Origin of the sequence: Streptococcus himalayensis (assembly GCF_001708305.1) — a bacterium.
Lineage (GTDB): Bacteria > Bacillota > Bacilli > Lactobacillales > Streptococcaceae > Streptococcus > Streptococcus himalayensis.
Map to the genome: position 1 here is coordinate 821,147 of NZ_CP016953.1, position 23,334 is coordinate 844,480.

Sequence of the window (23,334 nt, forward strand, 5' to 3'; positions counted from 1 at the left end):
ATCAATCTTAGACTCTTGGACATTTTCTAGTCAGAATGCATCGTTTTACCGATAGCGAGGAAAAATCCTTCTTATTTAATCAATAGCAGTTTTCTTCTGGCTTTAAAAATGGTAAAATGATAGGAAGAATTGGAGAGAAAGATGCCAAAAGAAGTAAACTTAACAGGCGACCAAGTGGTGGCCCTTACTAGAGACTATTTATCCCCAGAAGATGTGGCTTTTGTGCAGAAGGCCTTGATTTATGCGGTGGATTGCCACAGTGGACAATTTCGCAAGTCAGGGGAACCTTATATTATTCATCCGATCCAAGTGGCGGGCATTTTGGCCAAATTAAAACTGGATGCGGTGACCGTTTCCTGCGGTTTTTTGCATGATGTGGTGGAGGATACGGATGCGACTTTGGACGATTTGGAGCGTGAATTTGGAGAAGATGTCCGCATTATCGTAGATGGGGTGACCAAGCTCGGTAAGGTCAAGTATATGTCCCACGAGGAGCAATTGGCGGAAAATCATCGCAAGATGCTGATGGCCATGTCGAAAGATATTCGGGTTATTTTGGTGAAATTAGCCGACCGATTGCACAATATGCGCACGCTGAAACACCTGCGAAAAGACAAGCAGGAACGAATTTCGCGAGAAACTATGGAAATTTATGCTCCGCTAGCTCACCGACTAGGGATTTCCAGCGTCAAATGGGAATTGGAAGATCTGTCCTTCCGCTATCTCAACGAAGTGGAGTTTTACAAGATTTCTCATACGATGAAGGAAAAACGCAGAGAGCGGGAAGCCTTGGTCGAAGAAGTAGTTGAGAAGATTGATAGGTATGCGGCTGAACGTCATTTACATGGGAAAATCTATGGTCGTCCTAAGCATATTTACTCGATTTATCGAAAAATGCAGGATAAAAAGAAGCGTTTTGATGAGATTTACGACCTGATTGCCATTCGGTGTATCCTTGATACTCAGAGCGATGTTTATGCAATGTTGGGTTATATTCACGAATTATGGCGACCAATGCCGGGGCGATTTAAGGATTATATTGCCAACCGCAAGGCCAATGGCTATCAATCAATCCATACGACGGTTTACGGTCCCAAGGGTCCGATTGAGTTTCAAATTCGGACCAAGGAAATGCATGAGGTGGCAGAGTATGGGGTAGCTGCTCATTGGGCCTATAAAAAAGGCATTAAGGGACAGGTTGACAGTCGTGAATCAGCAATCGGGATGAACTGGATTAAGGAAATGATGGAGCTCCAAGACCAGTCTGATGATGCTAAAGAATTTGTGGATTCGGTCAAGGAAAACTATCTGGCAGAGGAAATCTATGTGTTCACCCCTGATGGAGCCGTTCGCTCTTTACCAAAAGATTCAGGACCGATTGATTTTGCTTATGAAATCCATACCAAGGTTGGAGAAAAAGCGACAGGTGCCAAGGTCAATGGTCGGATGGTTCCCTTGACAACCAAGCTGAAAACAGGGGACCAAGTGGAAATTATCACCAATAGCAACTCCTTTGGACCAAGTCGTGATTGGCTCAATATGGTCAAGACCAGCAAGGCTCGCAATAAAATTCGTCAATTTTTCAAAAACCAAGACAAGGAATTGTCCATTTCAAAAGGTCGAGAACTCTTACAAGCTCAATTCCAAGAGCATGGCTATGTAGCTAATAAATACATGGATAAAAAGCACATGGAAGAAGTGCTGCAAAAGACGAGTTACAAGACTGAGGAATCCCTCTTTGCGGCCATTGGTTTTGGAGAGGTGGGGGCCATCTCCATTTTCAATCGCTTGACAGAAAAAGAACGCCGAGAAGAGGAGAAGGCTAAGGCTCGTGCAGAGGCTGAAGAATTGCTCAAAGGCGGTGAGGTCAAGGTTGAAAACAAGGATACCTTGAAAGTCAAGCATGAGGGTGGTGTGGTCATCCAAGGAGCTTCTGGTTTGTTGATTCGGATTGCCAAATGTTGCAATCCTGTGCCAGGTGACGCTATTGTCGGCTATATTACCAAAGGTCGTGGCGTAGCTATTCATCGCGTGGACTGTATGAATTTACGAGCTCAGGATAACTATGAACAACGCTTGCTAGATGTAGAGTGGGAAGATGAGCACTCTAGCAAGGAATATATTGCTCATATAGATATTTATGGTTTAAATCGAACAGGTCTTCTCAACGATGTCCTTCAGGTCTTGTCCAACACGACCCGCAATATCTCCACAGTCAATGCCCAGCCAACCAAGGATATGAAATTTGCCAATATCCATGTTTCTTTTGGAATTGCCAATCTATCTATGCTAACAACGGTAGTGGATAAGATTAAAAGTGTACCGGAAGTTTATTCGGTCAAACGGACGAATGGGTAGGTGAGTAAATGAAAGTTGTGATTCAGCGTGTGAAACGAGCTTCTGTCGCCGTCGAAGGGCAGATGATTGGCTCCATCAAGCAAGGGCTCTTGCTTCTGGTTGGTATTGCTCCGGAGGATGAGATGGAAGATCTCCACTATGCCACTCGAAAGATTGTCAATATGCGAATTTTTTCAGATTCAGAGGATAAGATGAATCTCAGTGTCAAGGATATCGGTGGAGAAATCTTGTCCATTTCTCAATTTACCCTCCATGCTGATACCAAAAAGGGCAATCGTCCAGCTTTTACAGGTGCAGCAAATCCAGAGCAGGCAAAGGCTCTGTATGAACGATTGAATGAACAGTTAGCACTTGAAGTAGCTACTCAAACAGGTCAATTTGGGGCAGATATGCAAGTTGACCTGCTCAATGACGGCCCTGTGACCATTGTGTTGGATACGAAAAATCGCTAGTGAACAGAATTTTAATTTTTGACAAGTATAAAAGCTGATAAAATGCGTTCCCTGATGATAGGAACGCATTTTGTCATTTATAATTCAGATGAACGTTGAACTGTACGATTTCTTTTAGGAGATATTGATTATGTTGCCTAGTATCGTTTAATGGTATCAACCGTTGAGCGGTCGAGTTTCTGCACGAGGGCTTGCAGGAAATTTTGTGCCTGTAAGAAATCATCCATTGCATAAAGCGTTTGATGGGAGTGGATGTAGCGAGCGCATACTCCGATAGTGGTAGATGGGACGCCACCGCTTTGTAGATGAGCAGAGCCAGCGTCTGTTCCCCCTTTTCCACAATAATATTGGTATTTAATCCCGGCTTCTTCTGCAGTAGTGAGAAGGAAATCTTTCATAGCTGGAAGCATGAGATGTCCTGGGTCAAAGAAACGAATCAAAGTCCCTTCGCCAATCGCCCCCTGATCGCCGTAAACATCTCCGGCAGGAGAGCAGTCTACAGCCAGAAAAATCTCAGGAGCAAATTTTGTCGTGGATGTATGAGCACCACGAAGCCCTACCTCTTCTTGGACATTAGCTCCAAGATAGAGTTCGTTCGGAAGAGATTTTCCAGAAAGTTGCTCTGCAAGTTCACTGACCATCAGTACTCCGTAACGGTTGTCCCAAGCCTTAGAAATGACATTTTTGCCATTGGCTGTCAGGATAGCTGAGCTGTCTGGTACGATAACATCTCCAGGCCGAATGCCAAAACTCTCAGCCTCTGCCTTATCTGAAAATCCACCGTCAAAGACGATTGCAGAGATGGATGGGAGGGTTGGGCCTCCTGCTCCACGAGTCAAATGAGGGGGGACAGAGCCAGAAATGAGAGGGATTTTACGTCCATCTCTCGTGAGCAATGTAAAGCGTTGACTGCTGACGACGAGAGGGTTCCAGCCTCCAATTTCGACAACGCGAAAGGTTCCATCTGCTTGGATGTTGCTCACCATAAAACCAACTTCATCCATATGGGCAGCGACCATCACACGAGGAGCGTCAGCACTCGTGCTTTGTTTGACCCCAAAAATACTGCCAAGTCCATCTGTTACGATATCATCCACATGGGGAGTGAGTTTTTGACGGAGGAAGTCTCTGACCGGACCTTCGTGACCGGAGATAGCAGAGAGTTCTGTAACTTCTTTGATTTTGTCAAATAATTGTGTCATCGTTCTACCTTCTTTCTTCTATCTATTCTAACATATTTTATTTCTCACTGAAGAAAAAAGGTGGTGTGTATTTGCTTAATTCTTCAAAACAGCGTTCGGCAGATTCTATATCTTCACAGATGATGAGGCAGGTATCATCACCGCAGACAGTTGCTAAAATTTCTGGAATCTGAATGGAGTCTAAGATAGAACCAAAAGATTGAGCAAGTCCAGGCAAGGTCTTTAAGATGATTTGATTTTGAACTCGCCGCAACATGACCAAGGCATCTTCCATATAGAAACGCAGGCGGTGCTCCCAACGGCTCTGAGTAATACTGTAAATTTCGTAGTGGTTATCCTCGTGATTGACCTTGACAAGGTTGAGTTCCTTCATATCTCGAGAAAGGGTCGCTTGGGTGACAGAAATACCATTCTTCAAAAGAGCCTGCTGGAGTTCATGTTGGGTATGGATTTTCATTTCTGAAATCAAGGAGCGAATCAATTGGTGTCGTGTTTCTTTTTTATTCATGGGAGACCTCTTTTCCGTAAACGCTATCAATATTATTGTATCAAAAAATTAGGAATTATTCAAAGAAAATAAAAAAATATTCATGAAAAGGAAGTCGTTTTTAAAAATATTCAAGTTAATCACATTGTCTCCAATGAAATCTCTAAAGAATATGCTATAATGAGTAGGAGGATATAGAAACTAATAGAGGAGCAAATGACGGAGAAGCAGATGATTACACGAGAGCAGTACCATTTTTTACGAAATCTAGAAGAATTTCAGCATTTTTCAATTGAGCAATTTGATCAGCTAGTCGCTCGCATTCATTACCGAAAAGTCCCCAAAGGACAAATTTTATTTTTTGAGGACGATATACGAGATAAGTTATTTTTGATTTTCTCAGGCTATGTAAAAGTAGAGCAGCACGATTCATCCGGGACATTTTTGTACATTGATTATGTCAAAAAAGACCGTGTGATTCCCTATGGAGGGATGTTTCAAGATGAACGCTATCATTTTTCTGGTTTAGCGATTACAGATGTAGAATATTTCACACTGCCTACGGATTTATATGAAAAATTTTGTCTGACAAATGTGCATCAGATGAAAATGCTCTACCAACGCTTGTCTCGTCTCCTGCATGTGCATGAAATTCGTTTGCGAAATATGGTGACCTCAAGTGCTATTGAGCGAGTGACCCAGGCACTGGCTATCTTGCTCTATGATATTTGTGACAAAAACGAGGGCAAGGTTCAGCTCCCCTTTGCGATTACAACGATTGATATCGCCAATATGAGTGGAACTACGCGTGAGACAGTCAGTCATGTCCTGCGTCAGTTGAGAAAGGAAGGGGTCATTGAAATGGAGAAGCACCACCTAACTTTTTGCGATAAAGAATACTTTTTACAATATATTAAGTGGTAAAATGAAAAGATAGAAATGAAGATTGTGCTTTATTTCTATCTTTTTCATTTTTTTTAAAAAAATTTACAAGTCATACTTATGCTCTATATGAGAAAAAACGTAATATTATAAAAAGAAAACGAATACATTTGAATAAGATTACAAAAAATAGTATAAAAGTGTGATGGTTTTCACACTTTGCATGCTGAATTTTACAAAAAATCAAAAAGAAAGCGGGTACAATAAGAGTGTAAAAACAACACGGCGTCAAAAACGCAAAAAGAAAGGAAACGTGATTATGAGTCATACTAGTCCAATTCATGTCTATTCTGAAATTGGCAAACTGAAAAAAGTTTGCTTGCACAGACCAGGAAAAGAGTTAGAAAACTTAATGCCTGACTATCTAGAACGTCTTTTGTTCGATGATATTCCTTATTTAGAAGCTGCTCAAAAAGAGCACGATGCTTTTGCAGAAGCACTTCGCAATGAAGGGGTAGAAGTTCTTTATTTGGAACAATTGGCTGCTGAGTCACTCACTAGCCCAGAAATTCGTAATCAATTTATCGAAGAATACTTGGAAGAAGCAAATATCCGTGGCCGTCAAACAAAGATTGCTATTCGTGAATTGCTCCAAGGTATTGAAGATAATCAAGAATTGGTTGAAAAAACAATGGCTGGGGTTCAAAAAGCAGAATTGCCTGAAATTCCAGAAGAAGCAAAAGGCTTGACTGATTTGGTAGAATCTGATTATCCATTTGCAATCGACCCAATGCCAAACCTTTATTTCACACGCGATCCATTTGCAACTATTGGTAGCGGAGTTTCTCTCAACCACATGTATGCAGATACTCGTAACCGTGAAACTCTTTATGGTAAGTATATCTTTACACACCACCCAATCTATGGTGGAAAAGCGCCACTAGTTTACAATCGCGAAGAAACTACTCGTATTGAAGGTGGAGATGAGCTTGTTCTTTCTAAAGAAGTGCTTGCAGTAGGGATTTCTCAACGGACAGACGCAGCTTCTATCGAAAAACTTTTGGTAAATATCTTCAAACAAAATCTTGGTTTCAAGAAAGTGCTTGCTTTTGAATTTGCTAACAATCGTAAATTCATGCACTTAGATACAGTATTCACCATGGTAGACTACGATAAATTCACCATTCACCCAGAAATCGAAGGAGACCTTCGTGTTTACTCTGTAACATACGAAAACGAGCAATTAGCTATTAAAGAAGAAAAAGGTGATCTTGCAGAACTCCTTGCAGCAAACCTTGGTGTTGAAAAAGTTGAATTGATTCGTTGTGGTGGTGGAAACCACGTTGCAGCAGCACGTGAGCAATGGAATGATGGTTCAAATACCCTTACCATCGCACCAGGTGTGGTTGTTGTTTACAAACGAAATACGATTACTAATGCTATCCTTGAATCTAAAGGACTTCGTCTCATCAAGATCGAAGGAAGTGAATTGGTTCGCGGTCGTGGTGGACCACGTTGTATGTCTATGCCATTCGAACGTGAAGACATCTAATATCCCTTAGATAAATCATCGTTTTGATAAGGGGTGTCCCATCATATCAGTCATTAAAAATATAGGAAAAGAAAGAAGAGGAAATATCAATGACATCAGTATTTAAAGGAAGAAGCTTTTTAGCAGAGAAAGATTTCACACGTGCAGAATTAGAATATTTAATCGACTTCTCCGCACATTTGAAAGATTTGAAGAAACGCAATGTTTCTCACCGTTATCTTGAAGGAAAAAACATTGCCCTTCTATTTGAAAAAACTTCTACTCGTACGCGTGCAGCATTTACAACTGCAGCCATTGACCTAGGTGCACATCCAGAATACCTAGGTGCAAACGACATCCAACTTGGTAAAAAAGAATCAACAGAAGATACAGCTAAAGTATTGGGACGTATGTTTGACGGAATTGAATTCCGTGGATTTAGCCAAGCAATGGTTGAAGAATTAGCAGAATTCTCTGGTGTTCCTGTATGGAATGGTTTGACAGATGCATGGCACCCAACTCAAATGCTTGCAGACTACCTTACTGTAAAAGAAAACTTTGGTAAATTAGAAGGTTTGACTTTGGTTTACTGTGGAGATGGCCGCAATAACGTGGCAAACAGCCTTCTTGTGACAGGTGCTATCCTTGGTGTGAATGTGCATATCTTCTCACCAAAAGAACTTTTCCCAGAAGAAGAAGTCGTTGCATTTGCTGAAAAATTTGCAAAAGAAAGTGGCGCTCGTATCCTTATCACAGATAATGCTGATGAAGCTGTCAAAGGTGCGGATGTTCTTTACACAGACGTTTGGGTATCTATGGGTGAAGAAGACAAATTCGCAGAACGCGTTGCACTTTTGAAACCATACCAAGTAAATATGGAATTGGTGAAAAAAGCAGAAAATGAAGACCTTATCTTCTTGCACTGCTTGCCAGCTTTCCATGACACTCACACTGTTTATGGTAAAGATGTTGCTGAAAAATTCGGCGTAGAAGAAATGGAAGTAACAGATGAAGTCTTCCGTAGCAAATATGCTCGTCATTTTGACCAAGCAGAAAACCGTATGCACACTATCAAAGCAGTGATGGCTGCAACTCTTGGTGACTTGTTCATTCCAAAAGTGTAATGAGAAATTAACACTGTAAAAACATAACCTACCAAAACTATTAACCAATAATACCAACATGAGGACTGAGACTAAGTGATTTAGTCCAGTCCTTCTTATCGTAAAGGAGACTATATGGCAAATCGTAAAATCGTCGTTGCATTGGGAGGAAACGCAATTCTCTCATCAGATCCATCTGCAAAAGCTCAACAAAAAGCATTGGAAGAAACAGCAGGTCATCTTGTAAAATTGATTAAAAATGGAGATGATTTGATTGTAACTCATGGAAATGGGCCACAAGTCGGAAATCTCTTGCTCCAACACTTGGCAGCTGATTCTGAGAAAAATCCAGCTTTTCCACTTGATTCTTTAGTTGCGATGACAGAAGGAAGTATCGGATTCTGGCTTCAGAATGCACTTCAAAATGCTTTATTGAAAGAAGGCATCGAAAAAGAAGTAGCTTCTGTGGTTACCCAAGTTGTGGTGGATAAAAAAGATCCAGCTTTTGAAAATCTAACAAAACCAATCGGACCATTCTACTCAGAAGAAGAAGCAAAAGCAGAGGCAGAACGCACAGGTGCTACTTTCAAAGAAGATTCTGGTCGCGGTTGGAGAAAAGTCGTTGCTTCTCCGCAACCCGTGGATATTAAGGAGATTGAAACGATCCGTACACTGTTAAATGCAGGTCAAGTCGTGGTCGCTGCTGGTGGTGGCGGTATTCCAGTCGTTCGTGAAGAAGATGGAAGCCTAGTTGGTGTAGAAGCTGTTATTGATAAAGACTTTGCATCTCAACGCTTAGCAGAATTAGTGGACGCAGATCTCTTTATCGTCCTCACAGGCGTAGACTACGTTTATGTCAATTTCAATAAACCAAATCAAGAAAAATTGGAACGCGTAAGTGTTGCTCAACTAGAAGAATATATCAAAGAAGGACAATTCGCACCAGGTAGCATGTTGCCAAAAGTAGAAGCCGGTATTGCCTTTGTAAATAACCGTCCAGAAGCTAATGCGGTCATTACTTCTCTTGAAAATCTAGGTGCCTTGATCGAGTCTGAAAGCGGAACGATTATTGAAAAATAATACTATTCTCGTATGAGAACTGCAATTTCTTTTGTAACTACAGAAACTTCCACTCTTAAAACTCTACTTTCCTCTTCTAAACTAATCCTATTTACATTTAAGAAGTGGAAGTTATTCTGTGGGAAATCTGGAGAAAATCCCTTGTTTACAATAAAGTTGTAAACGAACGAAAAGGAGGAAAAGGGATGAGTGAAAAAGTAAAAAAAGGCTTTAAGATGCCATCATCTTATACAGTCTTAATGATTATCATTGCGCTAATGGCCATGTTAACATGGGTGGTGCCTGCAGGACGCTATGTTGATAATGGTAGTGGTAAGAGTGAGTATACACAGGTTGAAAAGAGCCCTCAGGGAGCTTACGATGTCTTAATGGCACCTGTCAATGCTATGCTCGGAAAAGATACGGTGGTTAATGAAGGGGAAAAAGATGAATACACCATTCATACGGATGGAGCGATTCAGGTTTCCTTCTTCATTATTATGGTCGGAGCCTTTCTTGGGGTTGTGACCGAAACTGGTGCACTGGACGTGGGAATTGCCTCTATCGTGAAGCGGTTTAAAGGGCGTGAAAAGATGTTGATCCCTGTCTTGATGCCACTTTTTGCCTTAGGTGGCTCCACCTATGGTATGGGTGAAGAAACCATGGCCTTCTATCCACTTTTGGTTCCTGTCATGATGGCGGTTGGCTTTGATAGCATTACAGCCGTGTCTATTATCTTGATTGGTTCACAAATTGGATGTTTGGCATCTACTGTAAACCCATTTGCGACCGGGGTTGCTTCTGACTCTGCTGGTATCAGTGTGGCAGACGGCATGCTCTTGCGCTTTATGATGTGGGTTGTCTTACTGGCTGTAGCGATTTACTTTGTTTATAGCTATGCAAGCAAGATTGAAAAAGATCCAACGAAATCTCTCGTTTATAAACAACGGGAAGAAGACTTGAAAGCCTTCAAAGTAACAGAAACCAATGCAGAATTGAGTGCTGCACAAAAACGGGTATTATGGGTCTTTGTAGCTACTTTCATCATCATGATTATCAGTTTGATTCCATGGGGTGATTTTGGAATTTCAGTATTTGAAAACTTGAACGGGGCTCTCACAGGTCTGCCAGTGATTGGTGAAATCTTTGGACATTCTGCACCACTTGGTACATGGTATTTCCCTGAAGTAACGATGCTTTTCATCTTTATGGGAGTATTGGTGGGCTTGGTTTATGGTATGGCAGAAGATCGCTTTATTTCAGCCTTTATGGCGGGTGCGGCAGACTTGCTCGGTGTAGCTTTGATTTGTGCCGTTGCTCGTGGTATCCAAGTCATTATGAACGATGGTCAAATTTCAGGAACTATTCTTCATTGGGGTGAAGGAATATTGAGCGGCTTCTCATCACAAGTCTTTATCGTGTTGACGTATATCTTCTACCTTCCAATGTCCTTCTTGATTCCATCATCCTCTGGACTTGCAGGGGCAACCATGGGAATTATCGCTCCTCTTGGAGAATTTGCAAATGTAAAAGCATCTCTTATCGTTACAGCCTTCCAATCTGCAAATGGAGTTTTGAACCTTCTTGCACCAACTTCAGGTATTGTAATGGGAGCTCTTGCTCTTGGACGTATCGAACTTGGAACATGGCTGAAATATGTCGGTAAATTCGTAGCAATCGTGATTGCTATTAGCATTATTTTCCTTATTATTGGAACTATTCTTCCATTCTAAGATTTCATAGAATGATTAGGGAGTGAGACAAACCAAGGTGAACGCATCGCGTTCACTCACAAAAGAATATAATCTGGAAGATTACGTATAAAAAATCGTGATTTCGAAGAAATTGATTTACCTCACTTCTTTATTTCTGGGTTGACGAGGTTTGTAGAATGTTGATTGATTAACGTTTTACAAACCTGACAACTACTGCGTCAAACTGTTAAATCTATAAAGGAATTGAGGCTGGACATTTTGTCTCAGCCTCTTTTAATTTGTCAACGTGAACACATGTGCGAATAGGTGAATGCTAACCGCCTGATAACGAGGTGTATTGAAAACGTTCTAAAGTCTTGGTTGATCCTGGAACGTTTTTTCTATTTGTGTTTTTTCTGAATATGTTTATTTTAGTTTTAAGATGTAGAGGACTAAATGAGTTAGACAGGATACTCTTTCAGTAAATGGAATAGACAGTAATAAAAAAATAAGTGGTTTATGTCCGAACCATCTAAGAAAGTAGTAAAAATGCTAACTTTGATTTTCATTGAGTATTAGCGAGCGTCTCTTCGTTAGGTATCTTGTTATTGGGTGATTACGGTGAATGTAAAAGGTAATATTCGTCAAAAATAGATAGTTAGAAATGTCCTTACTTGCGTTTTTTATACCCTCTTTATCGTCTTTCATTGTCCCGTGAGGGTTTTTATGGTAAAATATGGGTATGAAAGCTAAGAAAATGATTGTGTCGTGTCTTGCAGTTCTTAGTGCGGGGACTGTCTTATACGGAACTTATAAGCTCACTGAGGATCAAAAGCGAGTCAAAAAGCAGGAAAAATTGGTATCAGAAGTCCGCTATATGCTCTCCGAAATAGGAGAAATTGAGACCTTTTATGTCCAACTCTATCAATCAAACGAGGACTGCTTGGTAGGAGGAGCGATATTTTCAGATGGACGTGAATTAACATTCCGCTATGAGAAAGGCGAGTTGACCTATGAGGAGAGAAGATAATTCTTGGTAGTGGAAACTGTGTTTTGTTAAAATGATACTCAAGCATCCAAAGTGTAACTTTTTTGGTGAAAGAGATGGCTGTTTAAGCTTGATAAAATATTGGAACCCAAATCTTTCAATATTTGGCATTAGCAAGTAATAGCACAGCTAATCAAATAAAACAGGGAGATTGTTCAAAAAAAGTATAAATAGATAGCAAACGAGAAAGGATAAGAAATGATTTTTACATATAATAAAGAAGGTGTCGGAGATGTCTTGATGGTGATTGTCGCTGATAGCGGTGATGCACCATTGGACGTTGAACGCAAGGGTAAGGTCGCGCGTGTGTTTCGCACGGATCGCCAAGAAACAGTGGCTTGGAATATTTTTGAAGTGTCTAGTTTACTAGCGATTGATGGACGTGGACAAGTCTTCTTAAGTGATAGTGACGTTGCGGTGCTCAATCAAGAATTGCAGCAAGAAGGATTTTCAGAAACCTTGCTCCATGATTCTGAGCCTAAATTTGTCGTAGGTGAAATTATTGAAATGGTGGCGCATCCAGATAGCGACCACTTGAATATTTGTCAGGTAAAAGTGGCAGCAGACAAGGTTATTCAAATTGTTGCAGGAGCGCCTAATGCAGCTCTTGGATTAAAAACAATTGTAGCTCTTCCGGGTGCCATGATGCCAAAAGGAAATTTGATTTTCCCGGGTGAATTGCGTGGTGAAAAAAGCTTTGGCATGATGTGTAGCCCGCGGGAATTGCACTTACCGAATGCACCACAAAAGCGGGGGATTATTGAACTTTCTCCAAATGAAGTAGTGGGAACAGCTTTTGATCCGACTAAACATTGGCAAGGTTAAGAAAAGAAGACTCTTTGTCAAGTGTAGTGGGTAGATGTCAGCTAACACCTAGAGAGGACCAAATTGGTCTTCTCTTTTTTGATGTTGATGGCAATCAAAATCCGCTTTTTGAAGTTTTCAAAGTTCCGAAATCCAAAGGCATTACGCTTGATGACTTTGATGAGATTATTCGTCGCCTCAAGTTTGGCATTTGAGTAAGGCAATTCCATGGCGTTGAGAATCTTATCCTTGTCCTTCAAAAAGGTATTAAATACGGTCTGGAAAATCGGGTTGACAGTCTGCCGATCGTCTTGGATAAGTCCAAAAAACTGGTCAGCTTGCTTCTCCTGGAAGTGAAAAAGCAGTAGTTGATAGAGCTCGTAGTGTTCTCTCAGTTCTTGAGAATAGCCGAGCAGTTTAGCGACAATCTCCTGGTTGGTTAAGTGCATGCGAAAAGTAGGGCGATAGAACCGCTTATCACTGAGTTTACGGCTATCCTGTTGTATCAATTTCCAGTAGCGTTTCAAGGCTCGATACTCAAGAGATTTTCTATCGAATTGATTCATGATTTGTATGCGGACACGGTTCATAGCACGGCTGAGATGTTGCACAACGTGGAAACGATCAAGCACGATTTTGGCATGTGGGAGTGAAACAGTCTGGGAATAGACTGTTTCAGCCTGAGCTTAGAAATTGGAGGGCGAAGGGTTTAGCCAATTTATAGTAGGGGCTAAACATGTCCATAGTGATGAATTTAACGCGGTTTCTGACCTGTCTAGGGTATCGTAGGAAGTGATTTCGGATGACCGCCTGCGTTCTTCCATCAAGGATAGCGATGATGTTATTTGTGTCAAAATCTTGAGCGATAAAGCTCATTTTCCCTTTCTTGAAGGCATACTCATCCCAGGACATGACTTCTGGAAGCTTAGCCCACTCCGTTTCAAATTTAAACTCATTGAGTTTTCGAATAACTGTAGATGTTGAAATGGAAAGTCTGTGTGCGATATGTGTCATTGCTTGCTTTTCGATGAGTAATTGTGCGATTTTCTGGTTGACAGCGACAGAGATTTGATGGTTCTTCTTAACAATAGGAGTTTCAGCGACCGCCATTTTCCCACAGTCTTTGCACTTGAAACGACGCTTTCGAAGGCGGATAAGTAGCGGGTAGCCAGCAGTTTCTAAGTAGGGGATTTTAGAGGCTTTCTGGAAGTCATACTTAGCCATTTGTCCCTTGCAGGAAGGGCATTTAGGGGCTGTGTAATCCAAGTGACCGTGGAGTTCTAAGTGTGTTCCCATGTCGCATTCATTAGTGATCGTGATATTTTTGTCTTTCATTTTGAGAAAATTTGTGATAAGATTTAGTTGTTCCATATGATTCTTTCTAAATGATAGTTTCTTCGCTTTTCATTATAGGTCATATGGGACTTTTTTTTCTACACTGAAAAAGGTTCCATAATCTCCACAGTGGATTTACCCACTACAGAACTGAAAAAGGCTCTATAATCTCTGCGGCGGGCGTACCCACTACAGATATTATAGAGCCAAAAAAGTGAGGCAAAAGACTTGTCAGGGAGATCATTTTATGATAAACTTGTTCCTGTAGTTGATACATGAACAGAAAGGAATATCGTATATGGATACAAAATTTTCTGTTGCCCTTCACATTCTTACTATGATTAGTGAGAGCAAGGAAGTCCTCAGCTCGCAAGCCTTAGCAGAAAGTGTCGGCACCAATGCTAGTTACATTCGTAAGGTGATTGCACTTCTGAAAAATGCAGGACTCATCACTTCGCAACAAGGGCGATCAGGATACCAGTTAAGTAAGTCGCCAAAAGAGATGACCTTATTGGAAATCTACTTTGCCACGCAGGAAGTAGAACATATCAATCTCTTCCAAATTCACCAAAATGCTAACCAGGCATGTCCAGTTGGTCAGCACATTGAAAATGCCATGTCCCCTATTTTTTCAAATGTTGAAGAACAACTTGAAAAAGAACTAGGGCAAGAAACCTTGGATAATGTCATTACCAATCTCTACCAATCAGCCAATCAAAAATGTATCTGACCAAGTGTCAGATTTTCTAAAAACAAAAATTATACCTGTATTAGATACAAGTAGATAAATAGAAGGAATAACCCATGAAAGCAGCACAACACACATCTTATAACAAAAACAATATCGTACTTAACCTAACAGACATTGCTAAACCACAAATTAAACCCAATCAAGTCCTTGTCAAAGTGACAGCAGCAGGTGTCAATCCTCTAGACAACATGATTTCTCGTGGAGATGTCAAGATGATTGTCCCTTACAAATTGCCACAAACAGCGGGTAATGAAGTCGTTGGTCTGGTTGCAGAAGTTGGATCAAGTGTCACCAAGTTTGAGGTTGGTGACCGTGTCTTTGGTCGTCTTCCTCTCGACAATATCGGTGCCTTTGCTGAGTATGTAGCGGTTGAGGCTACAGCCCTTGCCAAAGTTCCTGCCTATCTGACAGATGTGGAAGCAGCAGCTGTTCCTCTGACTGCCCTAACTATTATGCAAGCTCTTAACCTCATGGGTGCAGAAGCGGGCAAGACCATTTTCATCTCAGGTGGTACAGGTGGTGTCGGCGGTATGGCTATTCCGATTGCCAAAGCTAAAGGTTTGACCGTTATTACCAATGGAGATGGAGCAAGCGGTGAGCGTGTCTTGGCTTTAGGTGCAGATCGCTTTATTGACTTTAAAACAGAAGATTACACTAAAACAGTTAAAAATGTTGACTATGTCTTGGACACGCTTGGCGGTGCAGAAACTGAGAAACAGATGTCTATCATGAAAAAAGGTGGTCACCTGGTTTCCCTCCGTGCCATGCCAAACGGTGAATTTGCCAAACGCATGAACCTGCCAAAATGGAAACAACTCCTCTTTGGTCAAGTTGGTCGCAAGTTTGACAAGATGGCGGCAAGCTACGGCGTGCACTACCATTTCATCTTCGTAGAAAGCAATGGTCAACAGCTACAAGAAGTAGCAGACATTTTCAGCAAACTAGAAATCAAACCGTCTATCGATACCGTTTATCCATTTGAAGAAGTCAACGCAGCCTTGGACAAGGTCGCAAACGGTCGCTCACGTGGAAAAACTGTCCTCAGTTTTAAATAGTAGGAGTACTTATGTCTTATATCACAACTAAAAATCAATACATTACTGTCGCTGGCAATCAGATTGCCTACCGTGAACTAGGCAAGGGCAAGTCTAAACTGCCCTTGGTCATGTTGGTCCATTTGGCCGCAACCTTGGATAACTGGGATCCAAAATTGCTAGACTTACTAGCTGAAAAAGAGCATGTCATTGTCCTTGATTTGCCTGGCGTCGGAGCCAGTCAAGGCAAGGTAGCTCCTACGATTCCAGGAATGGCAGAGCAGGCTCATGCTATTATCAAGGCTTTGGGGTATACGAAAATTAACCTGCTCGGTCTTTCTATGGGTGGTTTTATTGCCCAAGAAATCGTTCGTCTCGATAGCCAAATGGTTAACCGCTTGATTCTCGCAGGAACAGGACCTCGTGGTGGTGTTGAAGTGGATAAGGTGACAGGAAAAACCTTCCGCTATATGCTGAAGGCGGGGCTTGAGCGTGTGGATCCAAAACGCTACATTTTCTACAACCACGATAAAGCAGGACTCCTGGAAGCTGAAAAAGTTTTGGGTCGTATGGGAGAAAGAAAAGCCGAGTATGCAGACAAGGATATGAATGTCCCAGGATTTTTGATCCAGCTGAAGGCTATCAAACGTTGGGGGAGAGATCCTCAAGAAGATATGGCCTTTATCACGCAACCAACGCTGATCGCCAACGGTGACAAGGATATGCAAGTTCCGACAGAGAACTCTTATATCATGCATGAGAAAATTAAAAACAGCCAACTGATCATCTATCCAAATGCGGGCCACGGATCTATCTTCCAAAATGCAGAGGCCTTTTCAACAGCCTTGATAGCCTTTTTGGAGGAAAGCAATGTCTAAAACCATTTTAATCACAGGTTCTACGGATGGAATTGGAAAACATTTGGCTCTGAAATTAGCCAGTGAAGGACACGAAGTCATCCTGCACGGGCGAAATAGTGAAAAGCTACGTGTAGCCCTCAGTGATATTCAACTAAAAACAGGGAATAAAAACATTTACGGCTATCTAGCTGACTTTTCAAAGCTAGCAGATGTTTATCGTTTTAGTGAGGAGATTCGCAGAGATTTTGACAAGATTGATGTCTTGTTCAACAATGCGGGAGCCTACTTTGGTGACGCCCGTGTGGCAACGGCAGAAAATATCGAGATGACCTTTATGCTGTCTGTCCAAGCTCCCTATATCTTGACGACAGAGTTGCTGCCTTTGTTGGAACAAGCAGAGGCAGGTAGGGTCGTCCATACCTCTTCCTTTATGCACCATTTTGCCCAAAGCAAGGGCTTGGATTTTGGCTTAGAGAAGAGTTACTCCGCAGCCATGGCCTATAACAATGCCAAACTCTATACCATTTGGTTGGCGATTGCTCAGGCAGAAACCCTAGAAAAGCAAGGGTCATCGGTTACGGTCAATGCCTATCATCCAGGCCTGATTGCGACCAATTTGGGAAATGACGGAGTCAAACGAAACCTTAAAAGTCGTATCCTGACTAGTTTGATGAAACCATTTTCTAAGGACTTAGACCAAGGGATTGAAACAGGTTACTACCTCACCCTCTCTCCTGAAGTTGCTACCGTATCAGGACGTTACTTTTCAGAAAAGAAGGTAGCCAAGGTTAGTCTGAAAGGTTATGATAAGGCAAAAAGTCAAGCCTTATTAGCCTACTGTGACCAGAAAATTGCGGCCTTTAAGGAGGCAAATCATGGATAAACTCTTGTTGGAACCTCTCCAACTTCCAAATGGTCAGGTCTTAGAGAGCCGCTTTTTCAAATCAGCTATGAGTGAAACCATGGCTGACAAGCAACAAGCTCCCTCGGATGACTTGATTGCTCTATATGATTACTGGGCCAAGCAGGGTATGGGCGTCCTAGTGACAGGTAATGTCATGGTGGATGGTCGCTATCTGGGAGAACCGGGCAATGTGGTCCTTGATTCAGACGCTCATTTGAATCAATTTCGAAAATGGGCAGCCGTTGGACAAAAAACCGGTGTCCCTATCTGGCTCCAACTCAATCACCCTGGCAAACAGATGTATCGCTCCATCAATCAAGAACCTATTGCACCGAGTGCTATTCCGATTTCAGGCGGTTCAGCATCTGCCTTTCGTCCGCCCAGAGAGATGACCGTTTTTGAGATTAAGGAAGCCAGGGATAAATTTATTGCGGCTGGAGTTCGTGCAAAAGCTGCTGGATTTACAGGGGTGCAGTTGCACGCTGCTCATGGCTACTTGATTAATCAATTCCTCTCGCCAGCTGATAATCAGCGGACAGACCTTTATGGAGGAAGTCTGGACAATCGCATGAGGTTTCTCCTTGAAATTTACCAAGGGCTTCGTGAAAAAGTGGGACCTGATTTTACCATTGCACTGAAACTGAATGCATCCGACTTTAAAGAAGAAGGCTTTGGTTTTGAGGATTGTAAATACGTGGTAAAACGTATGTCTGAGCTAGGTATTGACCTGATTGAAATTTCAGGTGGCAACTATGAAACTCCGGTCTTTGGTGGTGAATATGAGAGTGGTGCTGGCTTTGTCACCTATGCGGTAGCCTTAGCAGACCTCACTTCTGTCCCCATTGTGTCAACAGGCGGTTTTCGTAAAATTGCTCAAATGGAAGAAGCGATTGAAGAAGGGGTGTCGATGATTGGCCTTGCCAGACCCTTTGTTTTACGACCAAATCTTGTTAATGACTACCAAGAAGACAGTGATTTTCAGCTGTCAACACCACGTTTGACAACAGGCCTGCCAAAACTGGATAAGGCACTTGGCCCCATTATTGGTGTTAGTTATTACGAAGCACAGATGAAGCGGTTAGCCAAGGGAAGAAGTGCTAAAATCAGTCACAATGCCTGGCCTTATCTTCTTCAGACAGTCAGAGCCCATGGCCTGTCTGCACTGAAACCGAGACGAAAATAGCATAGACTAGTTAAGATTTGAGAGTCAATCTCAGATCTTTTTTCTGTGCATTAGGATACGAAAAGACCAAGTCAGTTTTTGACTCGGTTGAATAGATAATGGTTAGGATTAAAGAACATTTTTTCCAACAATCAGTAATAATACAAACTATTCTACTCGGGATAACTCCAAGGTATAGGACTGAAAATCACTAGCTGCAAATGGAATATGAAGTCCAGAATGAACTAACTCAGCTCCTGAAAACTCTCTTCCAAATTGGTCAACATAGTTTGCATTTTGGTCAAGATATGGAATCTTGAAAATAGCATGATGTTGGGAAACCTTGTAGACATTGTTGAAGGCTGTGAATTTATAATGAGATTTATCTTGGCTTTCAAAAAGCCAAGCTGTTTGATGACTGGTAAAAGGGGATTTTAGGCGGTAGAAATTACCGTATTTGATAAGGTGACGGGATTGCTTGAATTCGCTGATATGCTCTATTACTTGTTTCTCTTCTTCCTCAGAAAACTCAAGAAGATTTAGTTCATAGCCCATATTGGTTGCGGACGCTAAATTCTGGCGAGTTTGAAGTGGAGTATGCCGCTGGGTTTGATGATTGGGAGTAACAGATACATGTCCTGTAATTTGATAAGGATGGAAGAGATAGCTTGCTCCGTCTTGAATTGCTTGGCGGTCCAATCCATCTGTATTATCACTTGCCCAAGTCTGAGGGAAATAGTAGAGCATCCCGTAATCAAGTCGACCACCACCACTAGAACAGTTTTCAATCAACAAGTCAGGAAAGCGTTTGGTAATACTGTCAATAATGCGATAGAGTCCTAGCATGTAGCGATGGGCAAATTCCTTTGCACTGCCAAAAACAGTTATTTGACTTTCGTGTTCTACCAAATGTCTATTCATATCCCACTTGATATAATCAACTTGATAGGTTGAAATAAATTGCGATAAGCTTTCAATCAGCCAATCCTGAACCTCTTTTTGGCTCACATCTAAACAATACTGATGACGACTATAGAGAGGAGCATGATTTTTTGAGCGGACAATCCAGTGAGGCTTTTCTTGGGCTAGTATACTTTTTTGAGAAATCATTTCTGGTTCAAACCAGATACCGAATTGCAAGCCTTGTTTATGACAAGCTTGAATGAGAGGGTGTAGGTCATCTGGAAATTTTTCCTTGTCAACCGCCCAATCACCGAGAGAAGAACGACTATTCTCTCTTCCAAGGAACCAACCGTCATCCAAAACTACAGCCTCGAACCCAAGTTGAGCAGCTTTGGAGATGAGTGATGACATCTTTTCCTGATTGACATCGAAGTAAGTCATTTCCCAGCTATTGACTAAAATTGGAGCAAAGCGATTGGTAAATTGAGGTGGGACAAGATGGTCTCTTGTAAAGTGATGAAATTCTTGCGACATGCCATTGAATCCAGCTTGGCTATAAGCGAGGACGGCTTGAGGTGTTTGAAAACTATCATTTGGCTCGAGTTTCCAAGAGAAACTGTCTGGATTTAGACCGATTTGCAGGCGAACAAAGTCATATTGATTTCGCTCCACAGATTCAGCATGCTCGCCACTATATATCAAGGTCATAGCTTTTACTTCCCCTGAGAAGTCGTCTGTGTTGTCGTTTGAAATTGCAAGAAAAGGTGGGTACTGAGGACCACTAGCCCCTCTGCGTGTAGACTGAATGTTCCGTCCTGGCTGAATTACTTTTTTTTGCAATTGAAATTCAGCCTGATGTGAGCCAGAAAAACTTGTTAGCACTTGATTATCGAAGGGAATATCAAAAGAAGCACTCATCAACTTATTGATTATCACAGAATGTTTTCCGTGGTTAATTAGTTTGTAGGAACGAAGGATAATATCATGGTGTTGAAAAATGGTGTAATAGTGTTCCAATGTCAGTTGGACTTGTTCATCTACAAAAGTCACTTTCAAAGTTTGAGCAGGACTGTCCTGATTATTTCTAGCGTGTGGCAAACCATCTAGCTCAGGCGTTCCCTCCATAATCTGATAAGATTGGAAATGAAAATGGACAATTTGAGAAAGATTAGCTAAAGTAACCTCAAGACTAGGTTCCATATAATCTCCCTGATACGGTAAGGAAAATTCATGAGGATAGTATTCGAGTGATTCGGTTGGATTATCAAAATCACTAAAGACAGCAAATGTCTTTTTTTGATTCGGTGCCTGATTCCAAGCTTTAAAGTTGGAAATAGGTGGGCCCCAATAACGATGAAGTAAATGACGATTCTGATAGAGTTCGATAATATAGGTCATTCGACTGTTTTGAATGTAGAAATAATTTGTTTCTGAATCAAATTGAATGTGGGTCATGCTGAAATTCCTTTCGATAATGGAGTGGAGATAATCCCGTTTCTTTTTTGAAAAATTTTGAGAAAGTGAGGCTATCTGAAAATCCGACCGATTGAGAAACATAGGAAACAGAATCACGAGTTTCAAGAAGCAGTTCCTTAGCTTTTCGGATTCGTAAACTAGTCAGATAATTTTTGGGTGTCGTATTGGTTTCTTTTTTAAAAATAGTGGCGAGATAGTTGGGATGGACACCGACAAACTCTGCAACATCAGTCATTTGGATAGGGTCATGGTAGTGTAAATCCATAAAATGCCTAGCCAGTGTGGATAGTTGCTGATTAGTGGACTGGTTCAAAATCCCGATTTCTTCTGTTAGGTCACCTAACAGACTATACATCAGTCCGTTAATTTTTAGGAATGAACTAAAGGTATCACCTGAACTCTCAAGAATGGTTGCAATAATCTTTTCATATTGTTTGGCATTCTGACAATCATATACAAATTGGTGTCTTTCTGCAGCTTGATAAATAAAGTTTGACTTTATTCCTAAAAAACCAATCCAAGAATATCTCCAAGGTTCATCAGCATCAGCTGTGTACTTAAACCAATAACCTGATGGAATAATAAATAACTGATTAGCCTTTATATCGTATACCTTGTCTTCAATTTCAAAGGTTCCTTTTCCTTGACTGACAAAGGTAATAAGATGATAGTCCCGACTTTTTAAACTATAAGAATAATTAGGTAAGCATTGCTCGATCCCACCACTGTAGAGAATTAAGTCTGAGATATGTTTATTGCTAAAATCTGTAAATCGATCGGTGTATTGTTTGAGAAAGTGTTCCATATTTACAGTATATCGAAACAAGAAATAAAAAACCAGACGATATTAGATTTTTCCATAAATTGATTTAGATTTTCTATATGAATGCTAAAACTAATCCGCTACAATATACATAACAACTAGTTGAAAGCGTTTTATATATTTAGGAGGTAATATTTGGAAAATCTATATAAAAACCATTTTCACCTTGAACCTCCCAGAGGTTTGTTAAATGATCCAAATGGATTAACCTATTTTCAAGGAAACTATTATGTATTTCACCAATGGAATCGCTTTGACCTCAATCATAATTATAAGGAATGGGGTTTATTTACATCAAAGGATTTATTACGATGGAAACATCAAGGTAGTGCCTTGCTTCCAGATTCTGATAAAGACTTGTCAGGAGTTTATTCAGGATCGGCTATCGTAAATGAAGATAAAATGCATCTATTTTACACTGGTAATAGTAAAATAGATGGGAGTCGGCGTTCTCTTCAATGTCAAGCTATTAGTGAAGATGGTAAAACTTTTCAAAAAAGTAATTCCTTTATCATAACACCAGAAGAGTTTACAGAACACCATCGTGATCCGAAGATATGGTCTGACCAAAATGGTTACCATATGATTGTTGGCAGTCAGACTAAAAATGGATATGGTGCGATAGCCTATTATCAATCCATTGATTGTAAAGAGTGGGACTATCAAGGTATCTTCTATACTTCCGAGGACCTAGAACAAATGGCGGAATGTCCAGATTATTTTGAGCTTGATGGAGAGTCTCTGCTTCTGGTCTGTCCGCAACAACGCGATTTGGAAAGTGATACAGATATTTCAAGTTATTCAGCCTATTATATGGGAGATATTAGAGATAATGAATTTTATCCTACAAGTGAGATTCAACCAATGGATGATGGATTTGATTTCTATGCTCCTCAAACGTTTTTAGATCCCAAAGGGAGACGGCTGATGTGGGCCTGGATGAGCCGTATGAACTCTAAAGAAGAAGCGGCTTGCCCTACAAAAGACTTTGGTTATCTCCATTGTTTGACAATGCCTAGAGAATTAAGGGTGATAGATGGCAAACTTTACCAACTGCCCCTCCAAGAAATTCTTCAAAGTAGAAAGAAGATAGAATCGCTTGAAACGGTTCTTTATGAATCAGAGGAGTTAGCTACTCAGTCTGTCATTGATATGACATGGAGTAAGAGCCTATCAAGCATTGAACTTGCCTTGTTCGACCAAAATGTGACTCTTGAATACAAACATCAGAAATTGATTCTTTCAAGAAAATCATGGTCAGACAAGCAGGTGCATACAAAAACAATTCCGCTCAAGGAACTGACAGCACTTCAAATTTTTATTGACAGCTCTGCTATGGAACTGTTCATAAACAAGGGTGAGAGAGTTATGTCCTTGCGTTATTTCTTACAGCAAGAAAAACGCTCATGTGACATTCGTGCCTCGCATCAAATGAATCTTTCCTATTCAAAATTAGAAAGTTGAGA

At 41.0% G+C, this 23,334-nt stretch carries 19 protein-coding genes and 1 pseudogene; 15 read left to right on the forward strand and 5 right to left on the reverse strand.

From position 1 onward, the window contains the following. Positions 1-141: 141 nt before the first annotated feature. Together BFM96_RS03980 and dtd are read left to right on the forward strand one after the other, a co-directional pair. Positions 142-2,358 carry a RelA/SpoT family protein gene (locus BFM96_RS03980; protein ID WP_068990619.1) on the forward strand — a complete coding sequence of 739 codons (2,217 nt, stop codon included), beginning with the start codon at positions 142-144 and terminating at the stop codon, positions 2,356-2,358. A gap of 8 nt (positions 2,359-2,366) precedes the next feature. Continuing rightward, entirely contained in the window at positions 2,367-2,810 is a 444-nt protein-coding gene (dtd, locus tag BFM96_RS03985) for a D-aminoacyl-tRNA deacylase (RefSeq protein ID WP_068990623.1), read from the forward strand. A 137-nt stretch (positions 2,811-2,947) separates the two neighbouring features. Here dtd and pepA read toward each other — a convergent pair whose 3' ends face one another. Continuing rightward, positions 2,948-4,012: a glutamyl aminopeptidase gene (gene pepA, locus BFM96_RS03990; protein ID WP_068990625.1), complete on the reverse strand. Its 1,065-nt coding sequence runs from the start codon at positions 4,010-4,012 to the stop codon at positions 2,948-2,950. Between the two features lie 37 nt (positions 4,013-4,049). Further along, positions 4,050-4,520, reverse strand: coding sequence for an arginine repressor (gene argR, locus BFM96_RS03995; protein WP_068990627.1), 471 nt, complete (start codon positions 4,518-4,520; stop codon positions 4,050-4,052). A gap of 210 nt (positions 4,521-4,730) precedes the next feature. Here argR and BFM96_RS04000 point away from each other — a divergent pair, with 210 nt between their 5' ends. The 7 genes from BFM96_RS04000 to ytpR all read left to right on the forward strand — a co-directional run bounded on the left by BFM96_RS04000 (position 4,731) and on the right by ytpR (position 12,641). Beyond that, positions 4,731-5,423, forward strand: a complete 693-nt coding sequence (locus BFM96_RS04000) for a Crp/Fnr family transcriptional regulator (RefSeq protein ID WP_068994156.1) — start codon at positions 4,731-4,733, stop codon at positions 5,421-5,423. A 277-nt stretch (positions 5,424-5,700) separates the two neighbouring features. Continuing rightward, positions 5,701-6,933, forward strand: coding sequence for an arginine deiminase (gene arcA, locus BFM96_RS04005; protein WP_068994158.1), 1,233 nt, complete (start codon positions 5,701-5,703; stop codon positions 6,931-6,933). A gap of 89 nt (positions 6,934-7,022) precedes the next feature. After that, complete coding sequence (gene argF / locus BFM96_RS04010) at positions 7,023-8,036, forward strand: ornithine carbamoyltransferase (protein ID WP_068990631.1); 1,014 nt, start codon at positions 7,023-7,025, stop codon at positions 8,034-8,036. Positions 8,037-8,150: 114 nt separating this feature from the next. Beyond that, positions 8,151-9,095 (forward strand): carbamate kinase, encoded by a 945-nt coding sequence (arcC, locus tag BFM96_RS04015; RefSeq protein WP_068990636.1) that lies wholly within the window; start codon positions 8,151-8,153, stop codon positions 9,093-9,095. 185 nt (positions 9,096-9,280) lie between these two features. After that, positions 9,281-10,807, forward strand: a complete 1,527-nt coding sequence (locus BFM96_RS04020) for a YfcC family protein (protein WP_068990640.1) — start codon at positions 9,281-9,283, stop codon at positions 10,805-10,807. 703 nt (positions 10,808-11,510) lie between these two features. After that, positions 11,511-11,798 carry a DUF4651 domain-containing protein gene (locus BFM96_RS04025; RefSeq protein WP_068994161.1) on the forward strand — a complete coding sequence of 96 codons (288 nt, stop codon included), beginning with the start codon at positions 11,511-11,513 and terminating at the stop codon, positions 11,796-11,798. A 216-nt stretch (positions 11,799-12,014) separates the two neighbouring features. Continuing rightward, entirely contained in the window at positions 12,015-12,641 is a 627-nt protein-coding gene (ytpR, locus tag BFM96_RS04030; RefSeq protein ID WP_068990641.1) for a YtpR family tRNA-binding protein, read from the forward strand. A 41-nt stretch (positions 12,642-12,682) separates the two neighbouring features. Here ytpR and BFM96_RS04035 read toward each other — a convergent pair. Further along, a pseudogene (locus BFM96_RS04035) lies at positions 12,683-13,991 on the reverse strand (transposase). 262 nt (positions 13,992-14,253) lie between these two features. Between BFM96_RS04035 and BFM96_RS04040 the strand changes: the two are divergent. From BFM96_RS04040 to BFM96_RS04060, 5 genes are all read left to right on the forward strand, one after another. Then, positions 14,254-14,685, forward strand: a complete 432-nt coding sequence (locus BFM96_RS04040; RefSeq protein ID WP_068990644.1) for an Rrf2 family transcriptional regulator — start codon at positions 14,254-14,256, stop codon at positions 14,683-14,685. Between the two features lie 74 nt (positions 14,686-14,759). Next, positions 14,760-15,761, forward strand: coding sequence for an NADP-dependent oxidoreductase (locus BFM96_RS04045; RefSeq protein WP_068990647.1), 1,002 nt, complete (start codon positions 14,760-14,762; stop codon positions 15,759-15,761). Positions 15,762-15,772: 11 nt separating this feature from the next. Next, positions 15,773-16,618 (forward strand): alpha/beta fold hydrolase, encoded by an 846-nt coding sequence (locus tag BFM96_RS04050; RefSeq protein ID WP_068990648.1) that lies wholly within the window; start codon positions 15,773-15,775, stop codon positions 16,616-16,618. Beyond that, positions 16,611-17,483, forward strand: a complete 873-nt coding sequence (locus tag BFM96_RS04055) for an SDR family NAD(P)-dependent oxidoreductase (RefSeq protein WP_068990653.1) — start codon at positions 16,611-16,613, stop codon at positions 17,481-17,483. The genes BFM96_RS04050 and BFM96_RS04055 overlap by 8 nt, the downstream gene beginning before the upstream one ends. After that, a complete protein-coding gene (locus tag BFM96_RS04060) occupies positions 17,476-18,687 on the forward strand; it encodes an NADH:flavin oxidoreductase/NADH oxidase family protein (protein WP_068990656.1) in 1,212 nt (403 codons plus the stop codon). The genes BFM96_RS04055 and BFM96_RS04060 overlap by 8 nt, the downstream gene beginning before the upstream one ends. 147 nt (positions 18,688-18,834) lie before the next feature. On the opposite strand, the gene BFM96_RS04065 is transcribed toward BFM96_RS04060, so the two are convergent. Both BFM96_RS04065 and BFM96_RS04070 read right to left on the reverse strand, forming a co-directional pair. After that, complete coding sequence (locus BFM96_RS04065) at positions 18,835-21,024, reverse strand: alpha-galactosidase (RefSeq protein ID WP_068990661.1); 2,190 nt, start codon at positions 21,022-21,024, stop codon at positions 18,835-18,837. Further along, complete coding sequence (locus BFM96_RS04070) at positions 21,005-21,850, reverse strand: AraC family transcriptional regulator (RefSeq protein WP_068990662.1); 846 nt, start codon at positions 21,848-21,850, stop codon at positions 21,005-21,007. The genes BFM96_RS04065 and BFM96_RS04070 overlap by 20 nt, the downstream gene beginning before the upstream one ends. A gap of 153 nt (positions 21,851-22,003) precedes the next feature. Between BFM96_RS04070 and BFM96_RS04075 the strand changes: the two genes are divergently transcribed. After that, the gene (locus tag BFM96_RS04075; RefSeq protein WP_068990667.1) at positions 22,004-23,332 is read left to right on the forward strand and encodes a glycoside hydrolase family 32 protein; all 1,329 of its coding nucleotides are present in this window, start codon (positions 22,004-22,006) and stop codon (positions 23,330-23,332) included. Positions 23,333-23,334 lie beyond the last annotated feature (2 nt).

Bases quoted from the DNA above. Each gene is read 5' to 3' on its own strand.
- BFM96_RS04045 (WP_068990647.1), top strand. From the start codon at position 14,760: ATGAAAGCAGCACAACACACATCTTATAACAAAAACAATATCGTACTT.
- ytpR (WP_068990641.1), top strand. From the start codon at position 12,015: ATGATTTTTACATATAATAAAGAAGGTGTCGGAGATGTCTTGATGGTG.
- arcA (WP_068994158.1), top strand. From the start codon at position 5,701: ATGAGTCATACTAGTCCAATTCATGTCTATTCTGAAATTGGCAAACTG.
- pepA (WP_068990625.1), bottom strand. From the start codon at position 4,012: ATGACACAATTATTTGACAAAATCAAAGAAGTTACAGAACTCTCTGCT.
- BFM96_RS04025 (WP_068994161.1), top strand. From the start codon at position 11,511: ATGAAAGCTAAGAAAATGATTGTGTCGTGTCTTGCAGTTCTTAGTGCG.
- BFM96_RS04065 (WP_068990661.1), bottom strand. From the start codon at position 21,024: ATGACCCACATTCAATTTGATTCAGAAACAAATTATTTCTACATTCAA.
- BFM96_RS04050 (WP_068990648.1), top strand. From the start codon at position 15,773: ATGTCTTATATCACAACTAAAAATCAATACATTACTGTCGCTGGCAAT.
- BFM96_RS04060 (WP_068990656.1), top strand. From the start codon at position 17,476: ATGGATAAACTCTTGTTGGAACCTCTCCAACTTCCAAATGGTCAGGTC.
- BFM96_RS04020 (WP_068990640.1), top strand. From the start codon at position 9,281: ATGAGTGAAAAAGTAAAAAAAGGCTTTAAGATGCCATCATCTTATACA.
- argR (WP_068990627.1), bottom strand. From the start codon at position 4,520: ATGAATAAAAAAGAAACACGACACCAATTGATTCGCTCCTTGATTTCA.
- BFM96_RS04000 (WP_068994156.1), top strand. From the start codon at position 4,731: ATGATTACACGAGAGCAGTACCATTTTTTACGAAATCTAGAAGAATTT.
- BFM96_RS04040 (WP_068990644.1), top strand. From the start codon at position 14,254: ATGGATACAAAATTTTCTGTTGCCCTTCACATTCTTACTATGATTAGT.
- BFM96_RS03980 (WP_068990619.1), top strand. From the start codon at position 142: ATGCCAAAAGAAGTAAACTTAACAGGCGACCAAGTGGTGGCCCTTACT.
- BFM96_RS04070 (WP_068990662.1), bottom strand. From the start codon at position 21,850: ATGGAACACTTTCTCAAACAATACACCGATCGATTTACAGATTTTAGC.
- arcC (WP_068990636.1), top strand. From the start codon at position 8,151: ATGGCAAATCGTAAAATCGTCGTTGCATTGGGAGGAAACGCAATTCTC.
- argF (WP_068990631.1), top strand. From the start codon at position 7,023: ATGACATCAGTATTTAAAGGAAGAAGCTTTTTAGCAGAGAAAGATTTC.
- dtd (WP_068990623.1), top strand. From the start codon at position 2,367: ATGAAAGTTGTGATTCAGCGTGTGAAACGAGCTTCTGTCGCCGTCGAA.
- BFM96_RS04055 (WP_068990653.1), top strand. From the start codon at position 16,611: ATGTCTAAAACCATTTTAATCACAGGTTCTACGGATGGAATTGGAAAA.